Raw genomic sequence first — 22,737 nt, 5'->3', positions numbered from 1 at the left:
GTAAGTCTCACAGATAATCTATCCGTTACATCAGTTATTTCATCCGTTGCAAATAGTCATATTGGAAGATGTCAGCAGCATCTGTTGTTATCTAGGTTGGTAAGGTCGAATGATTTCAGTAAAGATACTATGATTTATCCCAATCCTGGACAATTACCTGAACCACAGCTTCCTCCTCCATTACCAAATCCCGAACCATCACCGGAACCAAGAATTCCACAACCCATACCAGGACCGGTACCAGAACCAGTTCCTGCTCCGATTCCCCAACCAGTTCCAGCACCTATTCCCCAACCTGTACCGGCACCTATTTGAAACTCCTTGCGAGTAGTTTTGTTTTAAGATAGCGTTTGGTACCAAATCCAAAATTTCAAATCTAAGATGCTACGAGCCGGAATTGTCGGACTCCCCAACGTTGGAAAATCGACTTTGTTTAATGCCGTGGTTGCCAATGCCAAGGCAGAAGCAGCCAACTTCCCTTTTTGTACTATAGAACCGAACGTCGGCATTGTCTCTGTGCCGGATGAGCGGTTAAATGTTTTATCGAAGATTTCCTCCTCAAAACAAATTGTTCCGGCGCGTGTTGAGTTTGTAGATATTGCCGGTTTGGTCAAAGGTGCTAGCCAGGGGGAGGGACTGGGTAACCAATTTCTCTCCCACATCCGGGAAGTTGATGCAATTATTCATGTCGTGCGATGTTTCGAGAATGATGATATCATTCACGTTGCTGGTTCAGTTGAGCCAGCACGAGATATTGAAATCATCAATTTAGAGCTTGGTTTAGCCGATTTGGCACAAATTGAACGACGGATTGAACGCACCCGTAAACAAGCTCGTACTAGCAAAGAAGGACAGATTGAATTAGCTTTGCTGGAAAAATTAGCTGCTGCATTAAATGAAGGGAAATCAGTACGGCAAGTTAGTTTGACCGAAGAAGAAGCCGAGATTATTAAACCACTAGAACTGCTCACCAATAAACCGATCATTTATGGTGCCAATGTGTCTGAAGATGAATTGGCAACGGGTAATGAATACGTAGAAAAAGTGCGAGAAATTGCATCAGCTGAAAATGCACAAGTTGTCGTCGTTTCTGCCCAAGTTGAATCGGAATTAGTTGAATTGCCAGAAGAAGAACGGTCTGAATTCTTGGCATCTTTGGGTGTAGAAGAAGGTGGTTTAAAATCTTTAATTCGCGCTACTTATACTTTGTTAGGTTTGCGTACTTACTTCACAACAGGAGAAAAAGAAACCCGTGCTTGGACGATCACAGCAGGAATGTCAGCACCACAAGCAGCCGGTGTGATTCACAGCGACTTTGAACGAGGATTCATTCGGGCAGAGACTGTTGCTTATAAGGATTTATCCACAGCAGGTTCAATGAATAGTGCCAAAGAAAAAGGGCAAGTTCGCAGTGAAGGAAAAGATTACGTCGTGCAAGAAGGCGATGTGATGTTGTTCCGCTTTAATGTGTGATTTTGTGAAATTGAAGTAATTATAAACCCGGTTTCTTCAAGAAACTGGGTTTCTTAATTAGGCTTGAGAACTATAGCTATTCTTAATCCCCGGTTGTACGCCCAATGCAAGAGTTGCTGACACGCGGTGCCATGTTTAATTCGGAAGTTCTGTAAAGAGTTTTGGAGCCGGAACTTTTCCCTTTATAATTGAGTTTTAGTGCTTGAAAGTTCTAAAATTCAGCACCAAATTTTTGAAATTGTTCCGACACTAATAAAACTGGGAACTTCTATCTCTTAAAACCCAACCAATAACGCCCACTAGCCGTTTTCTTTTTAAGATGCCTGTTCGTTACATACATTAATTACATAGCGTAAGAAGCGTACTGCCTCAACAGCCCGACTCACTTTGCTGCGATAGGAGGAGCCGTGCCGAATTTCGCGGAGATTGATTGCTTCTTGGATAAGCTGATGCCACTTTGCTGGAAGATGCACCAATGCATATCGGCCAGCCTCCGTTTTTGAGGTGATATCATGCTCTCTTAAAGTGTAAAAGAGTCGCACAACGCCAAGCACAGCCCACTGAATACCACTATCCGTTAGTAAATATGCTACTTTACTTGGTGATCGTGTCCAACTCACCCAATAGCTGTTCAAATTTTCCTTCATCTTTATTTGCAACAGATTCCAATCTACTGCAAATGCAAGCATTTGTGATGGAAGTCCAATGATGGAAATGCCTCGATGTTTTAACACCCACCAGGTGACCAGGTTCACATCATGATAACCAGCAGAACGCAGGACGCGATCATGGTAGTAGGGATAGGGAGCAATTTCTTGTTGCGAGCGCCCAAGGTCTTCCCATTGCAAATAACTTCCTTCTAGTTTCCACTGTGGATAGATCAGTTCTAGCTCTTGATGGACGGCTTTTAGATTCTCTACCTCTTGTGCTGTAGCTCGTCGTGTGAGGATAGTAATGAAGTCAATGTCACTCAAGTGTGGGTTGAACGCACCAAGTGCAATAGATCCATGAATATAGCAAGCATCTATAAGATCAGGTAGTTCGGTTCGTAATGACAACAAATAATCAGCTAATATTGGACGAATACATTCTGGTATGCGAGTATCCATACTCCACTCCGTAAATTTTTGTTGTTCAAAGGCAGTAAAAATTAAAAGCCAATCATAGCAAGGTATGAGCGCAACTTGGCACTCCTACCGCAGCAACTCTTGCCATACCCCTTGTAGTAGATCTAGTGAGGAATGTGAGCATTTTCCCTACACCCGCAACCCGTGTGAGGCGATAACCGCGCATCATTCAATTTAAGCCGAATTGTTTCTGTAGTTGGTAACTCTTCGTCTTTATAACTAAATTTCTCTATTAGTTCTTCTGCCTCTACTTGTAGAATCTTCAGCGAATTTAATTCCTCCGCCAATCAATTCAAAATTTCAAATTCAAGATACTTATTAGTCATTATCAAATAACTAACAAAAAATCACAAAATATTATGGTTATGATTCCAATCATTGATTTTCATCTCTTCACTAGTAGTGATGCAACAGACAGGCAAACTGTCGTTCAACAAATCTATCAAGCTTGCCATCAAATAGGATTCATGTACTTAAAAAATACAAACATATCAAATGACTTAATTCACCAAGTACTTAAACAAAGCAAAGACTTCTTCGATTTACCTTTAACAGTAAAGCAACAGTTAGCTTGGACGGATGAATTTAGCAATCAAGGTTATGTTGGTCTTGAAAGAGAACGTCTTAACCCCAATAACCCAGGAGACTTGAAAGAAGCGTTTAATATTGGTAAACAAAAGTTAACAGATATAGCTCTCACAGATAAATTATCTTCTCCTGCAAAAAACCCTCATATTATCAACTTTTACCAAGCTTGTACAGAACTTGCTAACAATGTGTTGCAAGCGATCGCTTTGGCTTTAAAATTACCAGAAGATTTTTTTGCCACAAACCATAACCAGCAAAATCATACTTTGCGGCTGCTGCACTATCCATCTTTATCCCAGCCACCCAAACTACGACAAGTTCGCGCTGGTGAACACTCCGACTATGGCAGCATTACCTTGTTATTTCAAGATGAAGTTGGGGGATTAGAAGTACGAACAGCATCAGGAAAGTGGATTGCAGCTGCACCAACTCCTGATACCATCGTCGTCAACACTGGCGATTTAATGGAACGCTGGACAAATCACGTGTTTTGCTCAACTAAGCATCGAGTGATGATTCAAAATGATGATACACTCAACCAGTCAAGATATTCTGTGGCATTTTTCTGTCATCCCAATGACTATACAGAAATTGTTTGTCTAGAAAGCTGTCAAAGGGACAAATCACCTATTTATCCTCCTATTCTTGCAGGAGAATATCTTTTAAGCCGTTTACAGGCAACTTATTAAACGGTTCTTGAATAAACCTACCACCTACAAAATGTCTACCTTGATCTTGGGTGAGGAAAACCAATGAATACCGGATTTCTTCGTTCTCACTCTATCAGCTCGCCCATATTAAAATCTATTCTTACCCAACCTTTGAGTCTTCGTAAATTGTCGAGAATCAGTAAGGGAATCTGCCAGTGATGTACGAGCAGAAAGGGTAAGGGATCACTTACCTCAAAAATTGCTTCTTTCCCCCGCAAAATGTTTCTTACCCAAGTTTGCAGTTGCTTAAACGATCTAATCTCATTCAGCCGCCAAACTTCGTGGTACAGCCAGTAGGTTGGCTTACTATCAGCAAGAGGCTGCAAAGATTCAGCCAGAGGTTCTTTACCAAGATAGGCATCCGCTACCCCTGGATGATTGTAAAACATAGTAATGGCGGAGTGAGTACGGGGGTTACACTCAATCGCGTAAACAGTTCCGTCTTCTGCCTCGATGAAGTCAAAGGAAAGTTGCCCGGTTTTTCCCAGTTCTTTGGTAAAGTGACTCGCCCATTGCATAATTTCTTGCTGATCAACGTTTTCGTAGTTGACTTGAAAGGCGGACGACTCACAGCAGCAGTACATTCTTGACTCTCCATCTCGCGCGGTAGTGTGAGTGCAGTATTCCTTTCCAGGGATGAATTCCTGCATAATCCACGGGTTTTCCTCACTTATTGGCAGACTCTTGACAAATGCTGCTGTTTCTGCTGGTGCATCGCAAGGTAGCTTGGTGAGATTCAAGCGACGTATTTGATCGTAGGGGATGCTTTTAATAATGTATTTGCGCTTCTCCTGAGAAAAGTCAAAGTTGATGACTTGTTCGGGATCGGTAATTTTGAAGGATTTGGGGACTGATAAACCGAACGATCGCGCTGTTTCGGCAAAGGCAAATTTGTCATCCAGGATCTTCGTGACATCAGCATCGAAGTGGAAAAACTCTACATCGTCTGGTAATGGTCGCTTGCCGTGATCGTAGTGGATGACAGAAAAAATGGCTACAGGGATAAAAAAGTCGATCTTTTCTTTTTTGGCGATCGCGTGTAGGGTTTCAACGTAGCCTTCTAAGTCTTTGCTTGGATCGGGAACGGTATAAAAGCCTGCAACAGAGTTAGAATATTTATTACCACTTGGCCAGAATTTTTCGATGTCAATTATAATCACCCGATGCCCAGCAGCATGAAATGAACGCGCTAGCTGAAGAGTTTTCGTCATTCTCGCGCCAGCGATCAAGATATTTTTGGAATTGGGGTTGACAACAATTGACTTGCCAAATGGTTGCTTGAGAAAGTTCCACAATAGCGAAGTCAAAACGACGATGCAGTTTAAGGGAAATGCGATCGCCAGTAATATAAGAGTGCCTAAGTTTTGGAAAACTACAAAAATCTGCTCCTTCATACTTATAATTGTGACATGATAGTGGAATCAGTGGTTGGTCACTTGGAAAAATCAAGCGGGACAAGCAGATGCAGTTCTGCCCTTGCTTCTTAGCTTTCCTAAACTCGCATATATGATCGTCAAGCCATCTCGAATTGGTAATAACACTTGCTCAAATCGAGAATCATCTTTGACGATGCGATTGAAAAGTCTAAACTATTAAAAACCCTTAGACGAATAGGATGTGCCATGCCGACCTATCGATCCAAAACCTCCACCCAGGGACGCAATATGGCGGGTGCCCGTGCGCTCTGGCGCGCCACCGGAATGCACACTGCGGATTTCGAGAAGCCAATCATTGCGGTCGCCAACTCTTTTACCCAATTCGTACCCGGTCACGTTCACCTCAAGGATCTAGGCCAATTGGTGTGCCGTGAGATTGAAGCTGCTGGTGGTGTAGCCAAGGAATTCAACACCATCGCAGTGGACGACGGCATCGCCATGGGGCATGACGGGATGCTCTACAGTCTGCCCTCGCGTGAGATCATTGCCGATTCGGTCGAGTACATGGTCAACGCCCATTGTGCCGATGCCCTGGTCTGCATTTCCAACTGTGACAAGATCACCCCTGGTATGTTGATGGCAGCCCTACGTCTCAACATTCCCGCAGTATTCGTCTCCGGCGGTCCCATGGAAGCCGGTAAGACAAAGCTGTCGGAGCACAAACTGGACTTGGTGGACGCCATGGTGGTTGCTGCGGACGACAGTATCAGCGACGAGGTTGCCGAGGAATATGAGCGTTCCGCCTGCCCAACCTGTGGCTCCTGCTCTGGCATGTTCACCGCCAACTCCATGAACTGTCTCACCGAAGCGATTGGCCTTGCCTTGCCAGGTAACGGCACTGTGCTTGCAACCCATTTCGACCGTAAGGATCTGTTCCTCAACGCCGCGCGAACCATTGTCAGTATTACCCGTCGCTACTACGAGCAGGACGATGAATCGATACTGCCACGCTCCGTGGCCAGTTTCAAAGCGTTTGAAAATGCCATGATGCTGGACATCGCCATGGGCGGTTCAACCAACACCATTCTGCACTTACTAGCCGCCGCCCATGAAGCTGGTGTTGATTTCACCTTGACCGACATCGACCGCCTGTCGCGTAAGGTTCCACAATTTTGTAAGGTGGCACCTAATACACCCAAGTATCATATCGAGGATGTTCACCGTGCTGGCGGCATCCCCAGCATTCTCGGCGAACTTGATCGTGCCGGACTACTCCACACAGAGGTGCCGACGGTTCACAGTAAGACGCTCTTGGAAGCGCTCGATCACTGGGATGTCATGCGTACTGATGACGAAGCCGTCCACACCTTCTTCAAGGCAGGCCCTGCGGGTATTCCAACTCAGCAAGCGTTCAGTCAATCGACCCGTTGGCCCTCACTCGACCTGGATCGGGAAAACGGCTGTATCCGCAGCGTCCAAAACGCCTTCAGCACTCAGGGCGGACTTGCTGTGCTATACGGCAACCTGGCTGAGCGCGGTTGTATTGTTAAGACGGCAGGCGTAGACGAAAGCATTCATGTGTTTGAAGGTCGGGCGCGCATTTATGAAAGTCAGGATGCCGCTGTTAAAGGAATTCTCAGCGATGAAGTGAAATCGGGTGATGTGGTGATCATTCGCTATGAAGGTCCGCGTGGTGGACCTGGCATGCAGGAAATGCTCTATCCGACCAGTTACCTTAAATCCAAGGGTCTGGGTAAGGCTTGTGCCTTATTGACCGACGGTCGCTTCTCAGGCGGTACTTCGGGTCTCTCGATTGGTCATGTTTCTCCGGAGGCGGCGGCGGGCGGCAATATTGCTCTGGTCAAGGGCGGCGATCGCATCGTGATCGACATCCCCAATCGTACCATCAATGTGGATCTATCGGCGGAGGAATTAGCCAACCGTCGTGTTGCCATGGAAGCGAAGGGCAAAGATGCCTGGAAGCCGGAGCTACCCCGGCAGCGTCGGGTGACTCCCGCGCTCAAGGCTTATGCACTGCTGGCGACGAGCGCGGATCAAGGCGCGGTACGAAACCTGGAAGTGCTCGAGTAGAGAAATACAAAAGACAGAAAAACGGGGGTTGTGTCACTTGCAACAGGTCAATGGTAAGGTGGGAAAGCCTATCCTTGCCTCCCCACCCTATTTTGGATTTGGGTAAAATTTTTGCCATCAACCGAACATCAGCGATTTATAGCTACACCAGTTATAGCCATTTTCAGGTAATGGAACCACAAACTACGGTAAGTAGACAGAGAGTGATTGTTTGATTCAATGCCAGTATCTTATTCATTTGTGATCAAGCCAATAAGTAGCTATCATGAGGGGCGTACACCCTCCGGGTTCGGCAGTTGCTTCAAGTCGGGAAACCCGCCCAACGCACTGCCTCACCAGGACACATGAAAATTTCTCTTTTCTTCTGAGTTCTGAGTTTGGTAGCTGAGCCTTGTCGTTCGCGTAGCGTCTCCGGAGGAGATAGCTCTAAGTTCTATTTTCAAGTCAATCGTGATGAACTGCGTTCACTCCTTCCCTCCTTATTTTCAAGACAGGCTTACTATCACTTAGGGGTTGCAGAGGTAGAGGTTTTATATCTTACGTCTTCTCCAAACTGTATGAGTTTCCCGATGTTGAAATCAATCCTCACCCAAGTTCTTAGGGAGCGCAAACTATCAAGTAATAGTAAAGGAATGTGCCAGTGATGTACCATTAAGAACGGTAGTGGGTCGTTAACTTCAAAGATTGCATCCTTTCCTCGCCAAATATTTTTAAACCACATTTGCAACTGCTTTAACGATCTAATTTCATTAAGTCTCCAAAGTTCGTGATAAAGCCAATAAGTAGGTTTACTATCACTCAGGGGTTGGAGAGGTTCAGCTGGAGGCACTTTACTAAGATAGGCATCCGCAAAACCTGGATGGTTGTAATACATTGTAATCGCAGAGTGAGCGCGAGCGTTGCACTCGATCGCATAAATCGTCCCATCTTCCGCCTGAATGAAGTCAAAACAAAGTTGTCCAGTCAGTTGTAATTCTTTGACAAAATGACTCACCCACTCTTGAATTTGTGGGTGTTCAACGTTTTCGTAATTGACTTGAAAAGCAGATGATTCACAGCAGCAGTGTACTGTTAATTCACCGTTTCTCACGGTATCGTGAGTACAGTATTCTGTTCCGGGAATAAACTCTTGCAATGTCCAAGGGTTCTCTTCACTAATTGGCTTACTTTTAACATGAAGCGCCATTTTTTCGGGAGAATCCATTGGTAGCTTAGTTAGATCTAAGCGTAAAACAGAGTCATAGACAATACTTTTGAGAATGTATTTGCGCTTTTCGTTAGAAAAGTCGAATTTAAGAACTTGTTCGGGATCTGTAATTAAGAAGGTTTTCGGGACAGATAGCGAGAGTGAGCGTGCTTTTTGGGCAAACGTAAACTTGTTATCCAGCATACTCATTGTATCAGCATCGAAGTGGAAATTCTCGCAATAGCCTGATAACACTGGCTTACGCTCGGAGTCAAAGTAGCTGGCAGCAAAAATGCCTACCGGGACAAAAAAGTCTATGTTTTCTTTTTTGGCGATCGCACGCACGGCTTGAGTATAAGCTTCTAAGTCTTCTTGCGAGTCAGGAACTGTGTAAAAGCCAGCCACAGAGTTGGAAAATCGATAACCACTGAACCAGTATTGGTCGAGATCAAATAAAATAACTCGATGCCCAGCAGCGTGAAATGATCGCGCCAGTTGAAGGGTTTTGGTCATTCTACCACCACCGATCAAGATATTTCTCGGATTCTCGTTCAAAACCACTTGTTTGCTGAACCGTCGGCTGAAAAAATTCCACAGCAGCGATGCGAGTACGACGGTGCAGTTAAAGGGAAATGCGATCGCCAGTAATGCAAGAGTGCCCAAGTTTCGGAAGATTGCAAAAATCTGCTCTCTCATAGTTGTAATTGTGACATGATAGTGGAACCAGTAGCTGGTGGCGAGTCAGAGGTTAAGCGGACAAACAGATGCGCTCCTTCCCTTGTTTAGACGACGATGCAGTTGAAGGGAAATGCGATCATCGCCTCCCCATTTTTGACTTGCTCCTGTGGTCGCAAGTAAACTTGCCCTGAAGCAACGTGTTGTCCACACAGATCAATCTGTTGGCAGACAACAAATTGTCGTCTATCAGTATTTTAAAGTACTGCACATATTCAGTTTTTTTAGCATCAATGGACACCAAGTCAAATGACTGCTCTGCTGCTGCTAGCTTGTAGAGTGTTTCTAATGCTGGTGCCAATTCTACACGAATTTTGCCACTGTGAGGGGCGTTAGCAAAACGTTGAACATTCAAGTAGCTCTTGAGCGGTTGTTGAAGAAACTTCTTGCAAAAGTCAAATTTATGAAAGTCAAACCACAGATAAGTAAGTAGGCGTGAAAAAACCAAACTATGTAAAGATAAGTAAATACGGAGAATGCATCTACCGAGGTGATTGAGATATGGGCGCTCGTTTAAGGGTATTTCTAACTCGTGAGGAAGATAAAACCCTGTTAAATCTGAGAACTGCGGATGTACCACACAAAGTCAAAGAACGAGCAGACGTAATCAGGTTAAATGCACACGGCGCTTATGTAGAAAAGATTGCTGCTCACTTTAACTGGGATACACAAACAGTTAGAGACGTTTTACACAAATGGAAAAAGCTTGGTATACAAGGACTTTGGGAATTGCCAGGTAGAGGTGGGAAATCGAAGTACAAGGAAGAGGACATAGTTTTTTTGGAAGAATGCCTAAAAAGGGAACCACGTACATATAACAGTCTTCAGTTAGCCCAAAAGTTAGAAAGCGATTGCCTACGGCAGAGCTACGCTTAACGCTCTATTAAATTGAGTCCCGACAGATTAAGACGGGTGCTTAAAAAAAGGGGATCATTTGGAAAAGAGGTTTGAAATTGTCATAAAGGGAAACAAGACCCAAAAATCAGAGAAATAAAGCAAGCAGACTTAGATATGCTGCAACTGGAGAAATAGACGTAAAGTATTTGGATGAATCAGGGTTTTGTGCATGGAGCGAACCTGGTTATACCTATTACCAACGAGGAGAGCAAAAGCGCCTAGAACAAACAACGCGTCGTGGTCGTAGATTAAGCATTATTGGGTTTCTTCAACCTTTAATCAGTTAAGCGTTAAGCGTTAAGCGCAATGCACTGCGCCGCCCTGAGCTTGTCGTAAGCGCAAGCGCAGTCCGTTCGCGAAGCGTGTCCGGAGGACACAGGACTCAGGGAGCTTGCGTTGCCCTGAGCTTTATCGTAAGCGCAAGCGCAGTCCGTTCGCGGAGCGTGTCCGGAGGACACAGGACTCAGGATGGAAGTGTTCCCTGCTATAAGTACAGATAAATTATTTGCGTACCGCTCATAAAAATCTGTACAAAGCTACTCACAAGTAGTCAAAAATAGACATTTACGTTTGTAGTCTTAGTCCAAAGTGCTAAAACTACAGGGATAAACGGCAATCCCACTATCCCATCCATAAAGTTTGGGATTACTTTACGAGCTATATTCAAGCTTCCATTTTAGTTACAGTTACTAACCCTTACGGCGAAGAAGCTAAAGGCATACAGAGCGCACAACTCAGAAGAAATTCTAATTATGAGTTGTGCGTTCTGAATTCCTGTGAAGTACCCCATCTTACCTATGCCTGACGGCAGGCTGCGCGAACGGTTGAAGATGGGGCTTCCCCCGTTTCCAACTAGCATAAGGACGGTCTTATTCGTGTTCAGGGCTTCCCGTTTCATCCGTCGTTGCCACGTTAGGTACACTCATTGTAGACTGTCAATCAAAGGGACATTGAGTCCCCTTGATTGAGGGCGCAACCTCGCCCACCGCACTCCTGTATGGGGAATTCCGTCCAAATGCGTTAAAAGGTGAAAGTGGTGCGGAGTACGCCTACAGTTGTTGTGTCATTTCTACTGTTGCCTTCGGGATTAAACAGGACAAATGCTCCTGGAGTAATGCTGATATTATCACTGACTTTAAAACGATAGTAAGCTTCTAAATGATAAGGAACCGCCCGCCGCTCACCAGCAGGAGTCAGTCTAGCATCACCATCTGCAGAAGTCCGATAAAGTGGCTGTCCAAAAAGAATCCCCGCATTGTTTCCTGGTTTGAATAAATCATTGAAGTGCAATCCCGCCATCCAACTTGTGAAGGTGGTAGAAGCATCAACACGACCCGAAGAATCATCAACAAACATTGCTGCACCGTAGCCAGATAAAGCAACTTTTGGAGATAAACGCCAAGTTACTGTACCGCCAAAAGAGTTTAGTTCAACTGGTGTTCCCAATGAAACACCAGCCAAAGCACCGAAATCACTACTGCTTAATCCTGTACCCAGGATGTTGATTTCGTGATAACTGTGGGCATAGTTGAAAGCAATATCCAGGGAACTACTTGGTCTAAAGGTTAATTGTGTCGCCACGATACTACTACCTCCAAACACACCTGCTCCCAAAGGTGTGTTAGAAACTCCCGGCAGACCCGGAACATCCGCAGCAGAAGTAGGAATATTGGCATTTGCGCTCGCATAAAAAGCTCTTACATCAAACTGCTTTGATATGTCAAAGATAAATCCTGCAGCCGATGCCAAACCAGTACCCGAAGTACCACCGGAGACACGCACCACGGGGTTCAAACCTGCAAAGCGAGAAATCGCTTCTTGTCCTTCACCATAAAAAGGTATGATGCTACCAAAGGCATCCGATGATTCCACTGCAGTTCCAGCAAACAAAGTTAATTTTTTAGCAATGGGAAAGATATAAACCAGCTTGTAAAGCTCAACGTCATTGCTACCAGTGCTCGACAAAGTTTTAGGATCGACGCCAGGAAATTGCGGTTCAAAACTGACACGAGCGCTACTGGCACTAAATCCTGACGGAGCTAATCCCAAAGATTCTTGAAGGCTACCGCGACCATCCAAACCACCTAAAAAGTTATGAGCTTGCAAACCAGTAATCAGTAAGTCTTTGCCTGTAAAACTGGTGTTGAGATTCAACCGCACTCTATTTGTCAGGATAATATTTGGATCATTCCTACCAGGAGCGCCTCCTGTAGTACCAATAGCTGCAATAATAGCTTCACCACTTAGTTTAGTTGTTGTGGAAAACTGATTTGCCTGCAACTCTGCTGTGCGAGCTTCTACAACATCTACCCGACCTCGCAGTGTCGCAAGTTCTGCTGTGAATTCTTGTTGCAGTCTCTGCAAGGTGGCTAAATCCTCTCTTTTTACCAAATCAGCAGTCGCTGTGGCAACAAGTTCGTTGACTCGATTGAGACAGGCATTTAAGCCAGCAGCAAATTCATAGCGAGTCATCGCGCGATTGCCTCGATAAGTACCATTCGGATACCCAGCAATACAACCGTAACGCTCAACCAGGGATTGCAGTGCTTGAAACGCCCAGTCCGTAGGCTGTACATCAGATAATTGCGATACGGATGTCACTTGTGCTATCACATTTGATGCGGGGACTCGATTTGGAAATTTTGCAGTTAGCCCTAAATCGTTGCTTTCCTGCTTCTGATTCAAAGCAAATGAGTTTTGTTGTTTGCTATCCGCAGATACAATGAATTTTTCCTGAATCTGACTACGTTTTTTTATAGAATGAATCTTACTTTTAACTTCAATGAAAGTACTGTTATTATCTGGTAATTGTTCCGCTGCATCATTGATTATATATGTGTTATTAGCAATATCTGGATTCGGTATTACTTGTGCAGATAATGGTCTAGCAATTAAACATAGAAAGCTGGCTCCGCTAACAGAAGCTAGTAAAAATCTTCTCATGGCAACCCCCACACACTTAAATAGAGAAATTTAGACTGCGATATGGAAAAATAAAGATTAAATAAAATCAAGGCAAACTTTGCAACACTATGTTACTTGCCTCGCTTTCATGAATCCTTATGAAAAGAGTCTTTTTTAGTGAACTTGCTAATTACTTTATGAGTAATTACCGCAAGTGCTTAATTATGATAAATCTATTTAGAGCAATAATGCAAATAAGCTGTTATTCGTAATTTCTATAGTAATCATTTCACCAAGTATTGCTTTATTTATCACAGTCTCATGTTTTGTCTTACAAAATACAAAAGATGACAACACCTGCTTATGACAAAACTTTACTGTATATTTGCGGTATTTTTTTGAGTTAAATTGTTAATTTTTATTAAGCGTTGATAAATCTTTGACAAAAAAATGAGTAAAGTTACTCTAGTCAGAGTATAAGATATAACTTAAGCTTCATGCACAGGGATCGGGTGAATATCTATGTATCATTTTTTGATACATAGATAGATTTTATGTAGCTTTCGTAAAAGTAGCCTGAGAATTACGGAATCGCGATCGCTCCTTTTGTATCTCTTATCAAGAGTCTCGCAACACAGAGAAGCAAACTAAATATTAAGAGGATTTTATGAAGCAATATCTGAGATTTGCCAAGCGGTTTAGGCTACTGTTTACCCCCTTGGTAGCGACTTCTGTGCTTTTCACCTCACCCTGTCAAGCTGCTACTTTTGCTTTTTCTGATGGAGAATTAAGTTTGACAGATTTCAATGGAATTCTTTCCACAGAATTTAACAGCCGCAATCATGGTGAGACTGAAGGTCTTGCTATGGGTAAGAACAGTTTTGTAAGCTTGGAAAATTATCTAACCGTAGAAACGTCAAATTCTCCACTAAGAGCATTTACTGATGTTGCTAGTACAGTGAGTGGTGAAGGTATAAACTACACAGGACTTGTACAAAGCGATTCGGAAATTGTTGCTAATTTTGATATAGATGCTGGTAAAACCCTTTCTTTCAATTTCTCCTCTTTTCTAAATCTAGGGACACAAATAGATGCATCTCCAGTAGAAAATGCTCAAGCAAAAGGGGATATTGCCTTTTATCTGTTCGATACTTCAGACATACCAGAAGAAACTCTTTCTGATCTTCTTATTGATTTATTAGACAATCCAGACAGCATCAAGAAAACTCCGCTTTCTTTCTTTCATCTTGGTGGGAATATCAATACTCTTGGAAATGATTATCTAAACTATCAGAATAGTTCAGATATTACTTTAACCGAAAATTATAAAAAAACTGATGTTGAAGGAAATGAAGAACACACTTTAGTTGAGTATGAGGGCTTTTTCCAACGCTATTTTGAAAAACAAGCAAATCTTACTTTGATTGTGACTAGGAGAAGTCAGGCAAGAGTGACAGCACCTGAACCTTCAACGAGTTTAGCTTTACTATTATTTTTGGGATTACTAGCTATAGTTCATAAAGGTAGATCGCGAGCAAAAAAATTAAAGGACTCTTCTGGAATAATAGTGGTTAAATTGTAGATATAAATGACGTCAAGATCTATACTAAAAATTTGCAAAGAGGTTTTTTCATGGCTACTCCAAACACAATTACTTCTGAACCCTCCGTGTCACCTACTCAGGCGGCGACTTCTGCTCTTTCTTATGGAGATTTCTTTTTAACAAACTTGAGTCAAAGCTTTTCCACTGTCAATAGTAATAATCAGGCTGATACCTCAGCTCATGCGGATGGTGGTACAGCGACTGTTTACAATAATGCAGTCGTAGAAACTGACGATACAGTAGTATCGACTTTTGCAACTAGTTCAGCTTCGGGTGAAAATAGAGATTATTTTGGATTCGCAGAAACTAATGCAACTATTGTTGGTAATTTCTTGATAAACGCAGGAAATACTTTCTCTTTCAATTTTACATCTGCCTTAGATTTAGAAACCTTAATAAATGCTTCACAAAATATAGAGAATGTTAGCGTTATTAGAGAAGTTTCCTTCTTTTTATATGATACTTCTGATATACCGAAACAAACTCTTCCAGACTATCTTGCCAATTTATTATCCAACCCAGATAGTATTGGAAAAAAACCTTTAGTGTTCTTTTCTCTATCTGCAAGTTTAAACACATCCGGGAATGATAACTTTTTGACAAGCAAGAAAAACGAAAATGTGACAATCACCTCTGAATTGAAAGATTCTAATTTTGCCGGAAGTCAAAAATTTGCTAGTACGTTTGTTCGTGGTTCTGTAAAACGCTCTTTTAAGAATCAAGCAAATATCACTTTAATAGTTTTCAGAAAAGGTCAAGCCAGAGTCGCCGCACCTGAACCTTCACCTACCTTAACTTTAAGCTCAACGAAGCCTAAGTTACTGAGCGTTCCTACCCAAGCAAAACGTCAAGATGCGACTTCAAATCGTTCTTCAGATAGAAAGACTATGAAGATTACTGTTGGAAAATAATTGCGGTAGGATGATAATCTCATAATTAAATTGCTTGGTGTTGGAGTAGCACTAAACAGAGAGAATATCTTTTAAGGCTCTTAATAAAGATATTTAATGAAAACCTACGACTGGATTGTTGTTGGTGCTGGTATTACGGGTGCTGCACTCGCCTACGAACTAGTAAATAAAGGTTGCAAAGTGCTTTTACTAGAACAATATGCAACACCACACAATGCAACTCGTTATAGTTATGGTGGTTTAGCTTTTTGGTCTGGTACCACTCCACTCACTCGCCAATTGTGCGACGAAGGTATCGCACGTCACCGCATTCTCTCACAAGAGTTGGACGCTGATACTGAGTTCCGCGAACTGGATTTATTGTTGACGATTTCTGCCGATACAGATCCAGCAAGCGCAGCGGCGTCCGACACTCGTTTTGCGATCCCTCCCAAATTGCTTAGTTTGAAGGAAGCCTGTGAATTAGAACCTCTGTTGAATCAGGAGGCTATAGCGGCTGCTTTAACTGTCAAACACGGTCACATCCATCCTGGAAAAACCACCCAAGCTTACATTAACGCCTTTTTGCGTGCAGGCGGTGAAATGGCGATTACCCAAGTTGTGAAAATACTGCCAAAAGCAGTGACAACAACAAAAGAAACATACAACACTGCTAATACAGTAGTGTGTGCTGGTGGATTGAGCCGAGAACTCCTTAAATCATCAGGCATTTCTATCAAGCTGTATTTCACTCACGCAGAAATGATTGAAACTCCGCCTGTAGATATACAACTGCGTACCATAGTCATGCCAGCAAATCTAAAAAGATTCCAATTAGAAGCAGATTCCACTAAAAATGACGAATTGTGGAACCAATCAGGTCTTGAGCTAGTACCACCTATCTTAGATGCAGGCGCAGTTCAATTTCGAGATGGTAGTATTCGCCTTGGTCAAATCAGCCGCGCCATCACAGATCCTCACACCAATGTTGACTCCAAGCAAAGCGAAGCTGAGTTAAGAGCAAGCATCGGAAAAACTTTGCCAAAATTAAACAAATTACCGGGAACTTGGCATCATTGTTTGGTGTCATTCACTAATGATGCACTTCCCTTGATTGGCCTCATCCCAGAGCACGAAAGTGTTCACGTTTTTTCTGGTTTTAGCAATCCCCTTGTGATTGTGCCTCCTCTGGCACAACGTTTTGCTAATTGGGTCTTTGGAATGAAAGACGAAATTATTACCAAATTATCCCCTGTTCGCTTTCAAAACTTGTCCTAGGGCTTATAATAAAAACTAATGCTTAAGCCACTTGCTACAAGTACTCAGCAAAACAGCAATTCCTTTTTATAACACTCACAACCTTAAATGTAGAATCTGTTGGTAGTGTTTGCTGGGATAAGATCCTGTTCCTCTACCACGGCTTTGACTGCATCAGACGCAGCAAGAGCTTCGACACCAGCCGCAGAAATTTCAACAGGAATTGTCCCTAAAACATCAGGACTTTCGGCTAACTGTGTGCCTCCAAAGTCCTGTATAATTTTGCGTATGTAATCTAGAGCTTGCTTGGCTGAGTTGCGTATCCCTTCCATCGCTGCTTTGCGTTCAGCACGTGACTGCCGCAAGCTTATCGGCTTATCTAAATTTTCTAGCTTTAAAAATACAATAACGCTAACCTTCTGTTGAGGCGCTAGATTATTTAGCCGACATGCAAACTCAGAACTAATCTTGTTTTTGCCATTATGATACATGATGCACTTCCCTGATAGTCCTCAACTAAGAGCACTCAAAGCTTCCCAAGGTTGGAGTAAACCCCAACCCCACCTATTGTCAGGACGACGACCTGATCCCCCTGGATGTTTTGCCGTTTCCTTGAGTACATTCATGATATCTGTTACAGTTGCTGTTGGCTTAGCTGCCATCAGTAAAGCCGCAACGCCTGCAACATGGGGAGTTGCCATAGAAGTACCATCCATATAGTTGTATTCGTAGGTTCCGTGAGGTGTTCTCGTCGGCGGTATGCAGGAGTAGATTTGAGCACCTGGGGCAACAACATCTGGCTTTGTTACCAAAACGTTTGGAGCGTCTCCTGGAAACACCAGACTCGCCCCGCTACTAAAGAATGCGACATCAACCTTGTCTAATGGCAGTTTTTCTATTGCACCCACACTGAAGGCATTATAAGCATTGCCAGGTGAGCTAGTGTTACCGTGGTTTTCGTTGCCGATCGCGACTACAGGTAAAATACCATACTGCATCACCAATATGTCAAGTACCTCAGCAAACAAAGGTTCGTAATAACTTAAACCAAGGGACATGTTGATAATATCAGCCCCTTTTTCGATCGCCCAAGAAATACCTTCCAACAAGGTTCGTAAAGTCGTATCTCCGATCAGAACACCACCAACTAGCAAATTAGCTTGCGGCGCAACGCCAATAGAGAGACCTTTTGGGGTTTTACCTCCTGCTATCGTCCCACAAACATGAGTCCCATGCTGTCCAGAGTCAAAAGCTGGCTTGGCACTAATCCGCCGACCGAGTGGATCAATGACCACAAACTCTTTGACTCGTTTTTCGAGTGCTGGATGGGCAGCATACACCCCTGTATCTAGTACCGCCACATTGATGTTCTCGCCGGTGGTTGTCTCCCATAATTTAGGAATTTCAAGCTGTTTTAATCCCCAAGTGACGTTATCTTTGTTTTCCTCGGTGAATAACTCAGAATACTCGACTTTCCGGGGTTGGATGAGATGAATTTTTTGATTTGGCAGAATAGCAACCACATTAGGTTGTTCCACCAGGGCTTCTAGCGTCTTGGCAGTCACTTCAACTGTCGCCATTGGCATTGCGCCAGAACCGATAGTAGAAACCTCTAGAGGTTCATTTTGATATCCCATGTCTTGACTTGCTTCGTGGTACTCATCAAAAAGCTTTGCCGCTGCTTGATTAGCAGCCCGCTTTTGAACCTCAACCAACCTATTTTTTAGTTCACGCAAACGACCTCGTGGCGGCAAACCTTCAACTGGTGGCGCTTTGTAGATCACAATCGCATCGCGCTTGTCATCCCGCCCCATCTCGGCAAGAAATGGCTCGAAAGCTGGCGATATCTTATTTTCTGGATTCATTGCGATCTACCTCTTCTTCAATTTATTTTCATCGGCTTAGTTTTTTACCATAGTGTGATTGCGGAATTTTGACTCTATCTTCTGTATTGTTTTTTCACAAATTTTTTCCCGGCTCAGGTATACTGGCAGGAAAAAATGTGCAAACTCTCTGCCAATAGAGCTCCGCTTTGCCAAAAAGCCACTATGGAGATGGACGAAATTCTCGTCCATGTGTCTCTCACCTGCTTATAAAAATAGCAAAAATTTAAATATTATGAACTTTTGACGATTTTTTCCGATTTGTGTCGAAAATGTGTTATTCATTAACTAATTAATTTTGCTCTCCCAAAATCAAGTTTTTAAATATATTTATAAATTTTCAGTATAAAAGTGTTGAGGGTATGCCCCGGCAGCGCTGCCTCACCCCACCCTGTCGCTACTCAGTTTTACTTGGGGTTTAAATCTTCAAATTGAAAATATCTTTCATTTGAAATTTTGTAGAGTGCAAGCAAGCAGTCCATTTTGAATTGTTATTTGCCACCCTTTATTTGATATAGTGCTGCATTTGTGCTTCTGTATCAATTTTTTCTGAAGCCAAAAGCTCTGCGGCTTCTTGTAAAAGGTGATTTTGTTCTTGTTGAATTTCCTCTAGTCGAGTAGAAATCTCTACCAATCTTTGTTGCTTATCTTTGTGAATTTGTGGAGAGATTGTAGGTAGTACAGTTGGTATAATATCAGTGGTTTTCCTATCGCTCAGTTGCTTAAAGGCCAAGTTACCAAGTTTGGTAAATGATACAAAGCTGAGCTTTGCAAGAGCTTGGAGTAATTTCAAAGGAACTTGCAAAACTGATAAACTGGCTGACTCAACGATACGACCAATTGCTTTGATCACGCTCCAAGTAACAGCAAGGGCAAAAAGCAGAACCACTAAACTGATGATTGGGTGGTTAGCCGCCCAACCAAGAATTTGAACCAGCCGCAAAAGTGTAGGATGTTGCTCAAACCAATCACTCATAGCAGAAGAAATAGCTGTTTGAACAGCCACCGTTGTTGTATTTTTGACTTGCTCTGCTGATTGGAATGTTTGTTCAACAGAAACTTTAGCTTGCTCAAGGGTTGTCGTCACTGTATCAACAGTGCGATTAGTTGCTTGAGATGCTCTTTGCTGCCAAGACTCGCCAATGTGTTGTGCTGATGTCGTTAAAGAGTTAACGCTGTGGTTAAGAAAATCTTTCGTCTGGTGAAAGCCTAGACTGATATCTTTATAGAGTTCGACTAGAAGTGTCATAGAGTATTTCACAACGGACACTGAAAGCAAGATGATGAATTGATGAACTTGATTCTATGTAAGCAAAAATTTATCCGGTTCATTGTAAACTTTAGGGGATAATGTGTTCTATCCCTAGATAGAAGTGCATTGATAATAGCTGTTTGTCTTTGTACTTAATCTTTACTCGTAAGATTATTGTCACAGTCTCGTGAAATCATTGAGTAGTCTCAAGAATTAGTGCAGTATATCTTTAAACAGATTGAATTCTCTACTGAGACAAAAAAATTACAATTCTTTTTTTAATGATAATGAATTATCATTCCTAGGTTAGAAGCTAAGAACAAGTACTATTTGTTACAAATTAAGAAGAGATGATTTGAAATAGCAAGCGTTAAGCGGTTGTAAACACAATACCCATGTACTTAAGCGAGGAGTTTTTTTTAGGGAACACCAACCTTAGCTTTTACGTCAAAATACAAGAAACACATACCCCAGTCTTTTACCAAACTCATATGCCTTAGTAAAATCTTTTAACCTGCTAATAAGCAATTTCTGCTAATTCATGCAAATTAGTAAATTTTGTCTTTACTAACATAATAAAAACATACTGTTACACAGATAATTAAGATAATCGTCTTCCATGTGAAGATCTACAACCTTGTCTACCCTAGCATTTGAAATGTTATGAGTATGACACTTTAGCAAAAAGTCTTATATTGCCTATTTTTAACTAGGGAACACTTTTTTTGAGCTATACACTGTCACAAACCCCATGAATGTCATTACCCGTTCGCTGAGTGTATTCAGCCTGTCTGTGTTTGCGTTAGCAGCCATACCATCTGTTGCAGGAGCGTTGGAAACTCCAACAACTCCCAAACAGACAACAACACAACAAAATATTTGTTCTTCCGATAGGGGCGAGAAATTACCGCCTTCAGCAGTAGATAAGCAAAGCCCTTCTCCATTTTATAACCTTGCAAAGGCAGGTTTTACACAGAAGCCAGATGGTTCCTGGGTTTGTTATGTCAAAGATCAAACAAAACAGAAGCGCTATTACACTTTGTTCAAAGTGCAACAAGTCAATGGAGCGCTTGTGGCTAGTTCCTTTCTAGAAAATGGCACTCTGAGCGAGGGACAGGATGTTCGCAGCTTGGACTTGTTCATGAGCCTGATTTCAAACTATACGAATACAAATCAAGGGGATCGTCAAGGTATCCAAAGGTATTTAGAATCCTTTATAACTCTCGTCAAGCAAGGAAAAGTGCCTGCGTCAGGTCGAGGGTATCTTTTTGATGTAGCAAGCCGTGGATTTGTGCTATATCAGCCCATTACAGGACAACTTCAGGGCACAGCAATCACGATTAACATCAACTCGCCTCAAAATTTAGATTCTTCTCCGGTTTCTCAGGCGAAATCCCATGGAGGGAGAGTGTAGAAACATTCAACATTCAAAACGAAATTAAAAAAACTCTCTCAAATAATCTTTTTGAATTAGAAATTGGTTTTCTCTCAGTCCCCTATTGCCTTATTAACAGGAGGTTCATCTTGTTTAAATCTCGTATTACAAAAAGTCTTATTGCGTTCTCATCCTATATGGCGGCAATACTGAGTGGACCTCAACAGGCTTTGGCTCAGCTCAGTATTGGCAATTACGGTGTCCAGCCAGGACTAGAGTCAAATTATCTCCGGTATCAACTCTCCGGCCAGGATTTGAGTAAAATGCGAGTCATTCCTGGATGTGACGTGGGATTTGGTGCTGCTTGTAATAAGTCTGGAGCAGTACTACAGCAATTAGTGGAATCTAATAACGGACCTACTTACAATGACCTCTTGACCCGAGCCGCTGGAGGGCAGCAAAACTTTCAAAATTTTGCCTCTTTCTACGGAAATAATCCTAATCTTGAAAAGATACCGTATACCTCATTCTGGCAAAACGACAGTCCTTATATTATGGATGGGTATCGGTATACTCTTGGGCAAACAGTTGGTCGGACACCCCAACCAGGTTTGGGACAGGTTACCAAGAACTTTTACTGGGCACCCGAAGGATCTGGAAACTCGCTTGATCCTCGCAGTGGGTTATTGAACCTAAAATACTCTTATGGGCGTTTGCTGTTGCAAGAGGTCGCAAAAATTCCCAATTGGAAGCAGCAGATTCAGGCTCAAGATTTGCCACCAGAGGTCAAGCAATATTATGTGAATAATGTCTCTCAAGGGTTGCGTGCGCTCAATAGTGGCAATGAGGAGCAACTAGAAGGAAGGCTTCTTAATGTCCTCTCCTCACCATACTCTCCAGAAGGAGGTCCGTTCAATCGTCCAAATGCTGGTATTCCTCCAGAGTTTGACCAGATTGCTGGGCAAGGTGTTCCAGGAGACGTCGTTGCAGGGGGAGTTCCAATATTGCCTGGGGGAGACGTGATTAGTCAAGAATTTGCTCCTATTCCTGAAGCAGATGTTGTCACACGAGCCGGAGGTGCGGGTTTCCCATACTGGGCACTCGCTGGTATTCCATTAATTCTTCTACCTTTTCTTTTGGGTGGTGGAGATGATAATTCCTCAAGAAATGTAGCTCAAACTCCTCCTGGCGGTGGCGGTGTAACTCCTCCGGGCGGCGGTGTAACTCCTCCAGGGGGCGGTGTAACTCCTCCAGGTGGCGGTGTAACTCCACCACCTCCAGTACAGCGTATACCAGAGTCATCAACCTTAACGCCTCTTTTGTTGCTGACAATGATCATGTCCATCCTCAGCTACAGAAAGTGGCTCAAGCCCGGTGTACGGATGTAAAA

General features: G+C 42.9%; 18 protein-coding genes. 10 read left to right on the top strand and 8 right to left on the bottom strand.

What is annotated here, in order from left to right; all coding sequences use genetic code 11:
• The first annotated feature begins 129 nt into the window (after positions 1–129).
• A complete protein-coding gene (locus tag AC5590_RS22845; protein WP_169265691.1) occupies positions 130–315 on the top strand; it encodes a hypothetical protein in 186 nt (61 codons plus the stop codon).
• Between the two features lie 66 nt (positions 316–381).
• Positions 382–1,473, top strand: a complete 1,092-nt coding sequence (gene ychF / locus AC5590_RS22840; RefSeq protein ID WP_169265690.1) for a redox-regulated ATPase YchF — start codon at positions 382–384, stop codon at positions 1,471–1,473.
• Positions 1,474–1,787: 314 nt separating this feature from the next.
• Here the strand turns inward: ychF and AC5590_RS22835 are convergent, their stop codons facing one another.
• Complete coding sequence (locus AC5590_RS22835; protein ID WP_169265689.1) at positions 1,788–2,582, bottom strand: aminoglycoside adenylyltransferase domain-containing protein; 795 nt, start codon at positions 2,580–2,582, stop codon at positions 1,788–1,790.
• Positions 2,583–2,959: 377 nt separating this feature from the next.
• On the opposite strand from AC5590_RS22835, the gene AC5590_RS22830 reads away from it, so the two are divergent.
• A complete protein-coding gene (locus AC5590_RS22830; RefSeq protein ID WP_169265688.1) occupies positions 2,960–3,877 on the top strand; it encodes an isopenicillin N synthase family dioxygenase in 918 nt (305 codons plus the stop codon).
• Between the two features lie 86 nt (positions 3,878–3,963).
• On the opposite strand, the gene AC5590_RS22825 is transcribed toward AC5590_RS22830, so the two are convergent.
• Positions 3,964–5,292, bottom strand: coding sequence for an ATP-grasp domain-containing protein (locus tag AC5590_RS22825; RefSeq protein ID WP_169265687.1), 1,329 nt, complete (start codon positions 5,290–5,292; stop codon positions 3,964–3,966).
• A gap of 147 nt (positions 5,293–5,439) precedes the next feature.
• On the opposite strand from AC5590_RS22825, the gene ilvD reads away from it, so the two are divergent.
• The gene (gene ilvD / locus AC5590_RS22820; RefSeq protein WP_348982715.1) at positions 5,440–7,365 is read left to right on the top strand and encodes a dihydroxy-acid dehydratase; all 1,926 of its coding nucleotides are present in this window, start codon (positions 5,440–5,442) and stop codon (positions 7,363–7,365) included.
• A gap of 502 nt (positions 7,366–7,867) precedes the next feature.
• Here ilvD and AC5590_RS22815 read toward each other — a convergent pair.
• Together AC5590_RS22815 and AC5590_RS22810 are read right to left on the bottom strand one after the other, a co-directional pair.
• Positions 7,868–9,247: an ATP-grasp domain-containing protein gene (locus AC5590_RS22815; protein ID WP_169265686.1), complete on the bottom strand. Its 1,380-nt coding sequence runs from the start codon at positions 9,245–9,247 to the stop codon at positions 7,868–7,870.
• 118 nt (positions 9,248–9,365) lie between these two features.
• Positions 9,366–9,641, bottom strand: a complete 276-nt coding sequence (locus AC5590_RS22810; RefSeq protein ID WP_246163114.1) for an O-methyltransferase — start codon at positions 9,639–9,641, stop codon at positions 9,366–9,368.
• Positions 9,642–9,787: 146 nt separating this feature from the next.
• Between AC5590_RS22810 and AC5590_RS22805 the strand changes: the two genes are divergently transcribed.
• On the top strand, positions 9,788–10,162 hold the full coding sequence (locus AC5590_RS22805) for a helix-turn-helix domain-containing protein (RefSeq protein ID WP_169265684.1): 375 nt from the start codon (positions 9,788–9,790) through the stop codon (positions 10,160–10,162).
• A 1,041-nt stretch (positions 10,163–11,203) separates the two neighbouring features.
• Here the strand turns inward: AC5590_RS22805 and AC5590_RS22800 are convergent.
• Positions 11,204–13,126, bottom strand: coding sequence for an iron uptake porin (locus tag AC5590_RS22800; RefSeq protein WP_169265683.1), 1,923 nt, complete (start codon positions 13,124–13,126; stop codon positions 11,204–11,206).
• Positions 13,127–13,805: 679 nt separating this feature from the next.
• Between AC5590_RS22800 and AC5590_RS22795 the strand changes: the two genes are divergently transcribed.
• The 3 genes from AC5590_RS22795 to AC5590_RS22785 all read left to right on the top strand — a co-directional run bounded on the left by AC5590_RS22795 (position 13,806) and on the right by AC5590_RS22785 (position 16,858).
• Positions 13,806–14,669 carry a hypothetical protein gene (locus tag AC5590_RS22795; protein ID WP_169265682.1) on the top strand — a complete coding sequence of 288 codons (864 nt, stop codon included), beginning with the start codon at positions 13,806–13,808 and terminating at the stop codon, positions 14,667–14,669.
• Between the two features lie 50 nt (positions 14,670–14,719).
• Positions 14,720–15,601 (top strand): hypothetical protein, encoded by an 882-nt coding sequence (locus AC5590_RS22790; RefSeq protein ID WP_169265681.1) that lies wholly within the window; start codon positions 14,720–14,722, stop codon positions 15,599–15,601.
• Positions 15,602–15,697: 96 nt separating this feature from the next.
• Positions 15,698–16,858, top strand: a complete 1,161-nt coding sequence (locus AC5590_RS22785) for an NAD(P)/FAD-dependent oxidoreductase (RefSeq protein ID WP_169265680.1) — start codon at positions 15,698–15,700, stop codon at positions 16,856–16,858.
• Positions 16,859–16,941: 83 nt separating this feature from the next.
• On the opposite strand, the gene AC5590_RS22780 is transcribed toward AC5590_RS22785, so the two are convergent.
• From AC5590_RS22780 to AC5590_RS22770, 3 genes are all read right to left on the bottom strand, one after another.
• Positions 16,942–17,328, bottom strand: a complete 387-nt coding sequence (locus AC5590_RS22780; RefSeq protein ID WP_169265679.1) for a hypothetical protein — start codon at positions 17,326–17,328, stop codon at positions 16,942–16,944.
• Between the two features lie 21 nt (positions 17,329–17,349).
• Positions 17,350–18,702 (bottom strand): S8 family serine peptidase, encoded by a 1,353-nt coding sequence (locus AC5590_RS22775; RefSeq protein WP_211178484.1) that lies wholly within the window; start codon positions 18,700–18,702, stop codon positions 17,350–17,352.
• Positions 18,703–19,225: 523 nt separating this feature from the next.
• Positions 19,226–19,969 (bottom strand): hypothetical protein, encoded by a 744-nt coding sequence (locus AC5590_RS22770; RefSeq protein ID WP_169265678.1) that lies wholly within the window; start codon positions 19,967–19,969, stop codon positions 19,226–19,228.
• 754 nt (positions 19,970–20,723) lie between these two features.
• Between AC5590_RS22770 and AC5590_RS22765 the strand changes: the two genes are divergently transcribed.
• Positions 20,724–21,386 carry a hypothetical protein gene (locus tag AC5590_RS22765; RefSeq protein ID WP_169265677.1) on the top strand — a complete coding sequence of 221 codons (663 nt, stop codon included), beginning with the start codon at positions 20,724–20,726 and terminating at the stop codon, positions 21,384–21,386.
• Positions 21,387–21,496: 110 nt separating this feature from the next.
• A complete protein-coding gene (locus AC5590_RS22760) occupies positions 21,497–22,735 on the top strand; it encodes a hypothetical protein (protein ID WP_169265676.1) in 1,239 nt (412 codons plus the stop codon).
• Positions 22,736–22,737 lie beyond the last annotated feature (2 nt).

It is taken from the genome of Brasilonema octagenarum UFV-OR1, from assembly GCF_963888615.1.
Classification (GTDB): Bacteria; Cyanobacteriota; Cyanobacteriia; order Cyanobacteriales; family Nostocaceae; genus Brasilonema; species Brasilonema sennae.
Note: the sequence above shows the minus strand (reverse complement) of the source record. Positions and strands in the feature narration are given on the sequence as shown.

Coding starts and splice junctions, on each gene's coding strand:
- AC5590_RS22845 (WP_169265691.1), top strand. CDS start 130: ATGATTTATCCCAATCCTGGACAATTACCTGAACCACAGCTTCCTCCT.
- ychF (WP_169265690.1), top strand. CDS start 382: ATGCTACGAGCCGGAATTGTCGGACTCCCCAACGTTGGAAAATCGACT.
- AC5590_RS22835 (WP_169265689.1), bottom strand. CDS start 2,582: ATGGATACTCGCATACCAGAATGTATTCGTCCAATATTAGCTGATTAT.
- AC5590_RS22830 (WP_169265688.1), top strand. CDS start 2,960: ATGGTTATGATTCCAATCATTGATTTTCATCTCTTCACTAGTAGTGAT.
- AC5590_RS22825 (WP_169265687.1), bottom strand. CDS start 5,292: ATGAAGGAGCAGATTTTTGTAGTTTTCCAAAACTTAGGCACTCTTATA.
- AC5590_RS22815 (WP_169265686.1), bottom strand. CDS start 9,247: ATGAGAGAGCAGATTTTTGCAATCTTCCGAAACTTGGGCACTCTTGCA.
- AC5590_RS22805 (WP_169265684.1), top strand. CDS start 9,788: ATGGGCGCTCGTTTAAGGGTATTTCTAACTCGTGAGGAAGATAAAACC.
- AC5590_RS22800 (WP_169265683.1), bottom strand. CDS start 13,126: ATGAGAAGATTTTTACTAGCTTCTGTTAGCGGAGCCAGCTTTCTATGT.
- AC5590_RS22790 (WP_169265681.1), top strand. CDS start 14,720: ATGGCTACTCCAAACACAATTACTTCTGAACCCTCCGTGTCACCTACT.
- AC5590_RS22785 (WP_169265680.1), top strand. CDS start 15,698: ATGAAAACCTACGACTGGATTGTTGTTGGTGCTGGTATTACGGGTGCT.
- AC5590_RS22780 (WP_169265679.1), bottom strand. CDS start 17,328: ATGTATCATAATGGCAAAAACAAGATTAGTTCTGAGTTTGCATGTCGG.
- AC5590_RS22775 (WP_211178484.1), bottom strand. CDS start 18,702: ATGAATCCAGAAAATAAGATATCGCCAGCTTTCGAGCCATTTCTTGCC.
- AC5590_RS22770 (WP_169265678.1), bottom strand. CDS start 19,969: ATGACACTTCTAGTCGAACTCTATAAAGATATCAGTCTAGGCTTTCAC.
- AC5590_RS22765 (WP_169265677.1), top strand. CDS start 20,724: ATGAATGTCATTACCCGTTCGCTGAGTGTATTCAGCCTGTCTGTGTTT.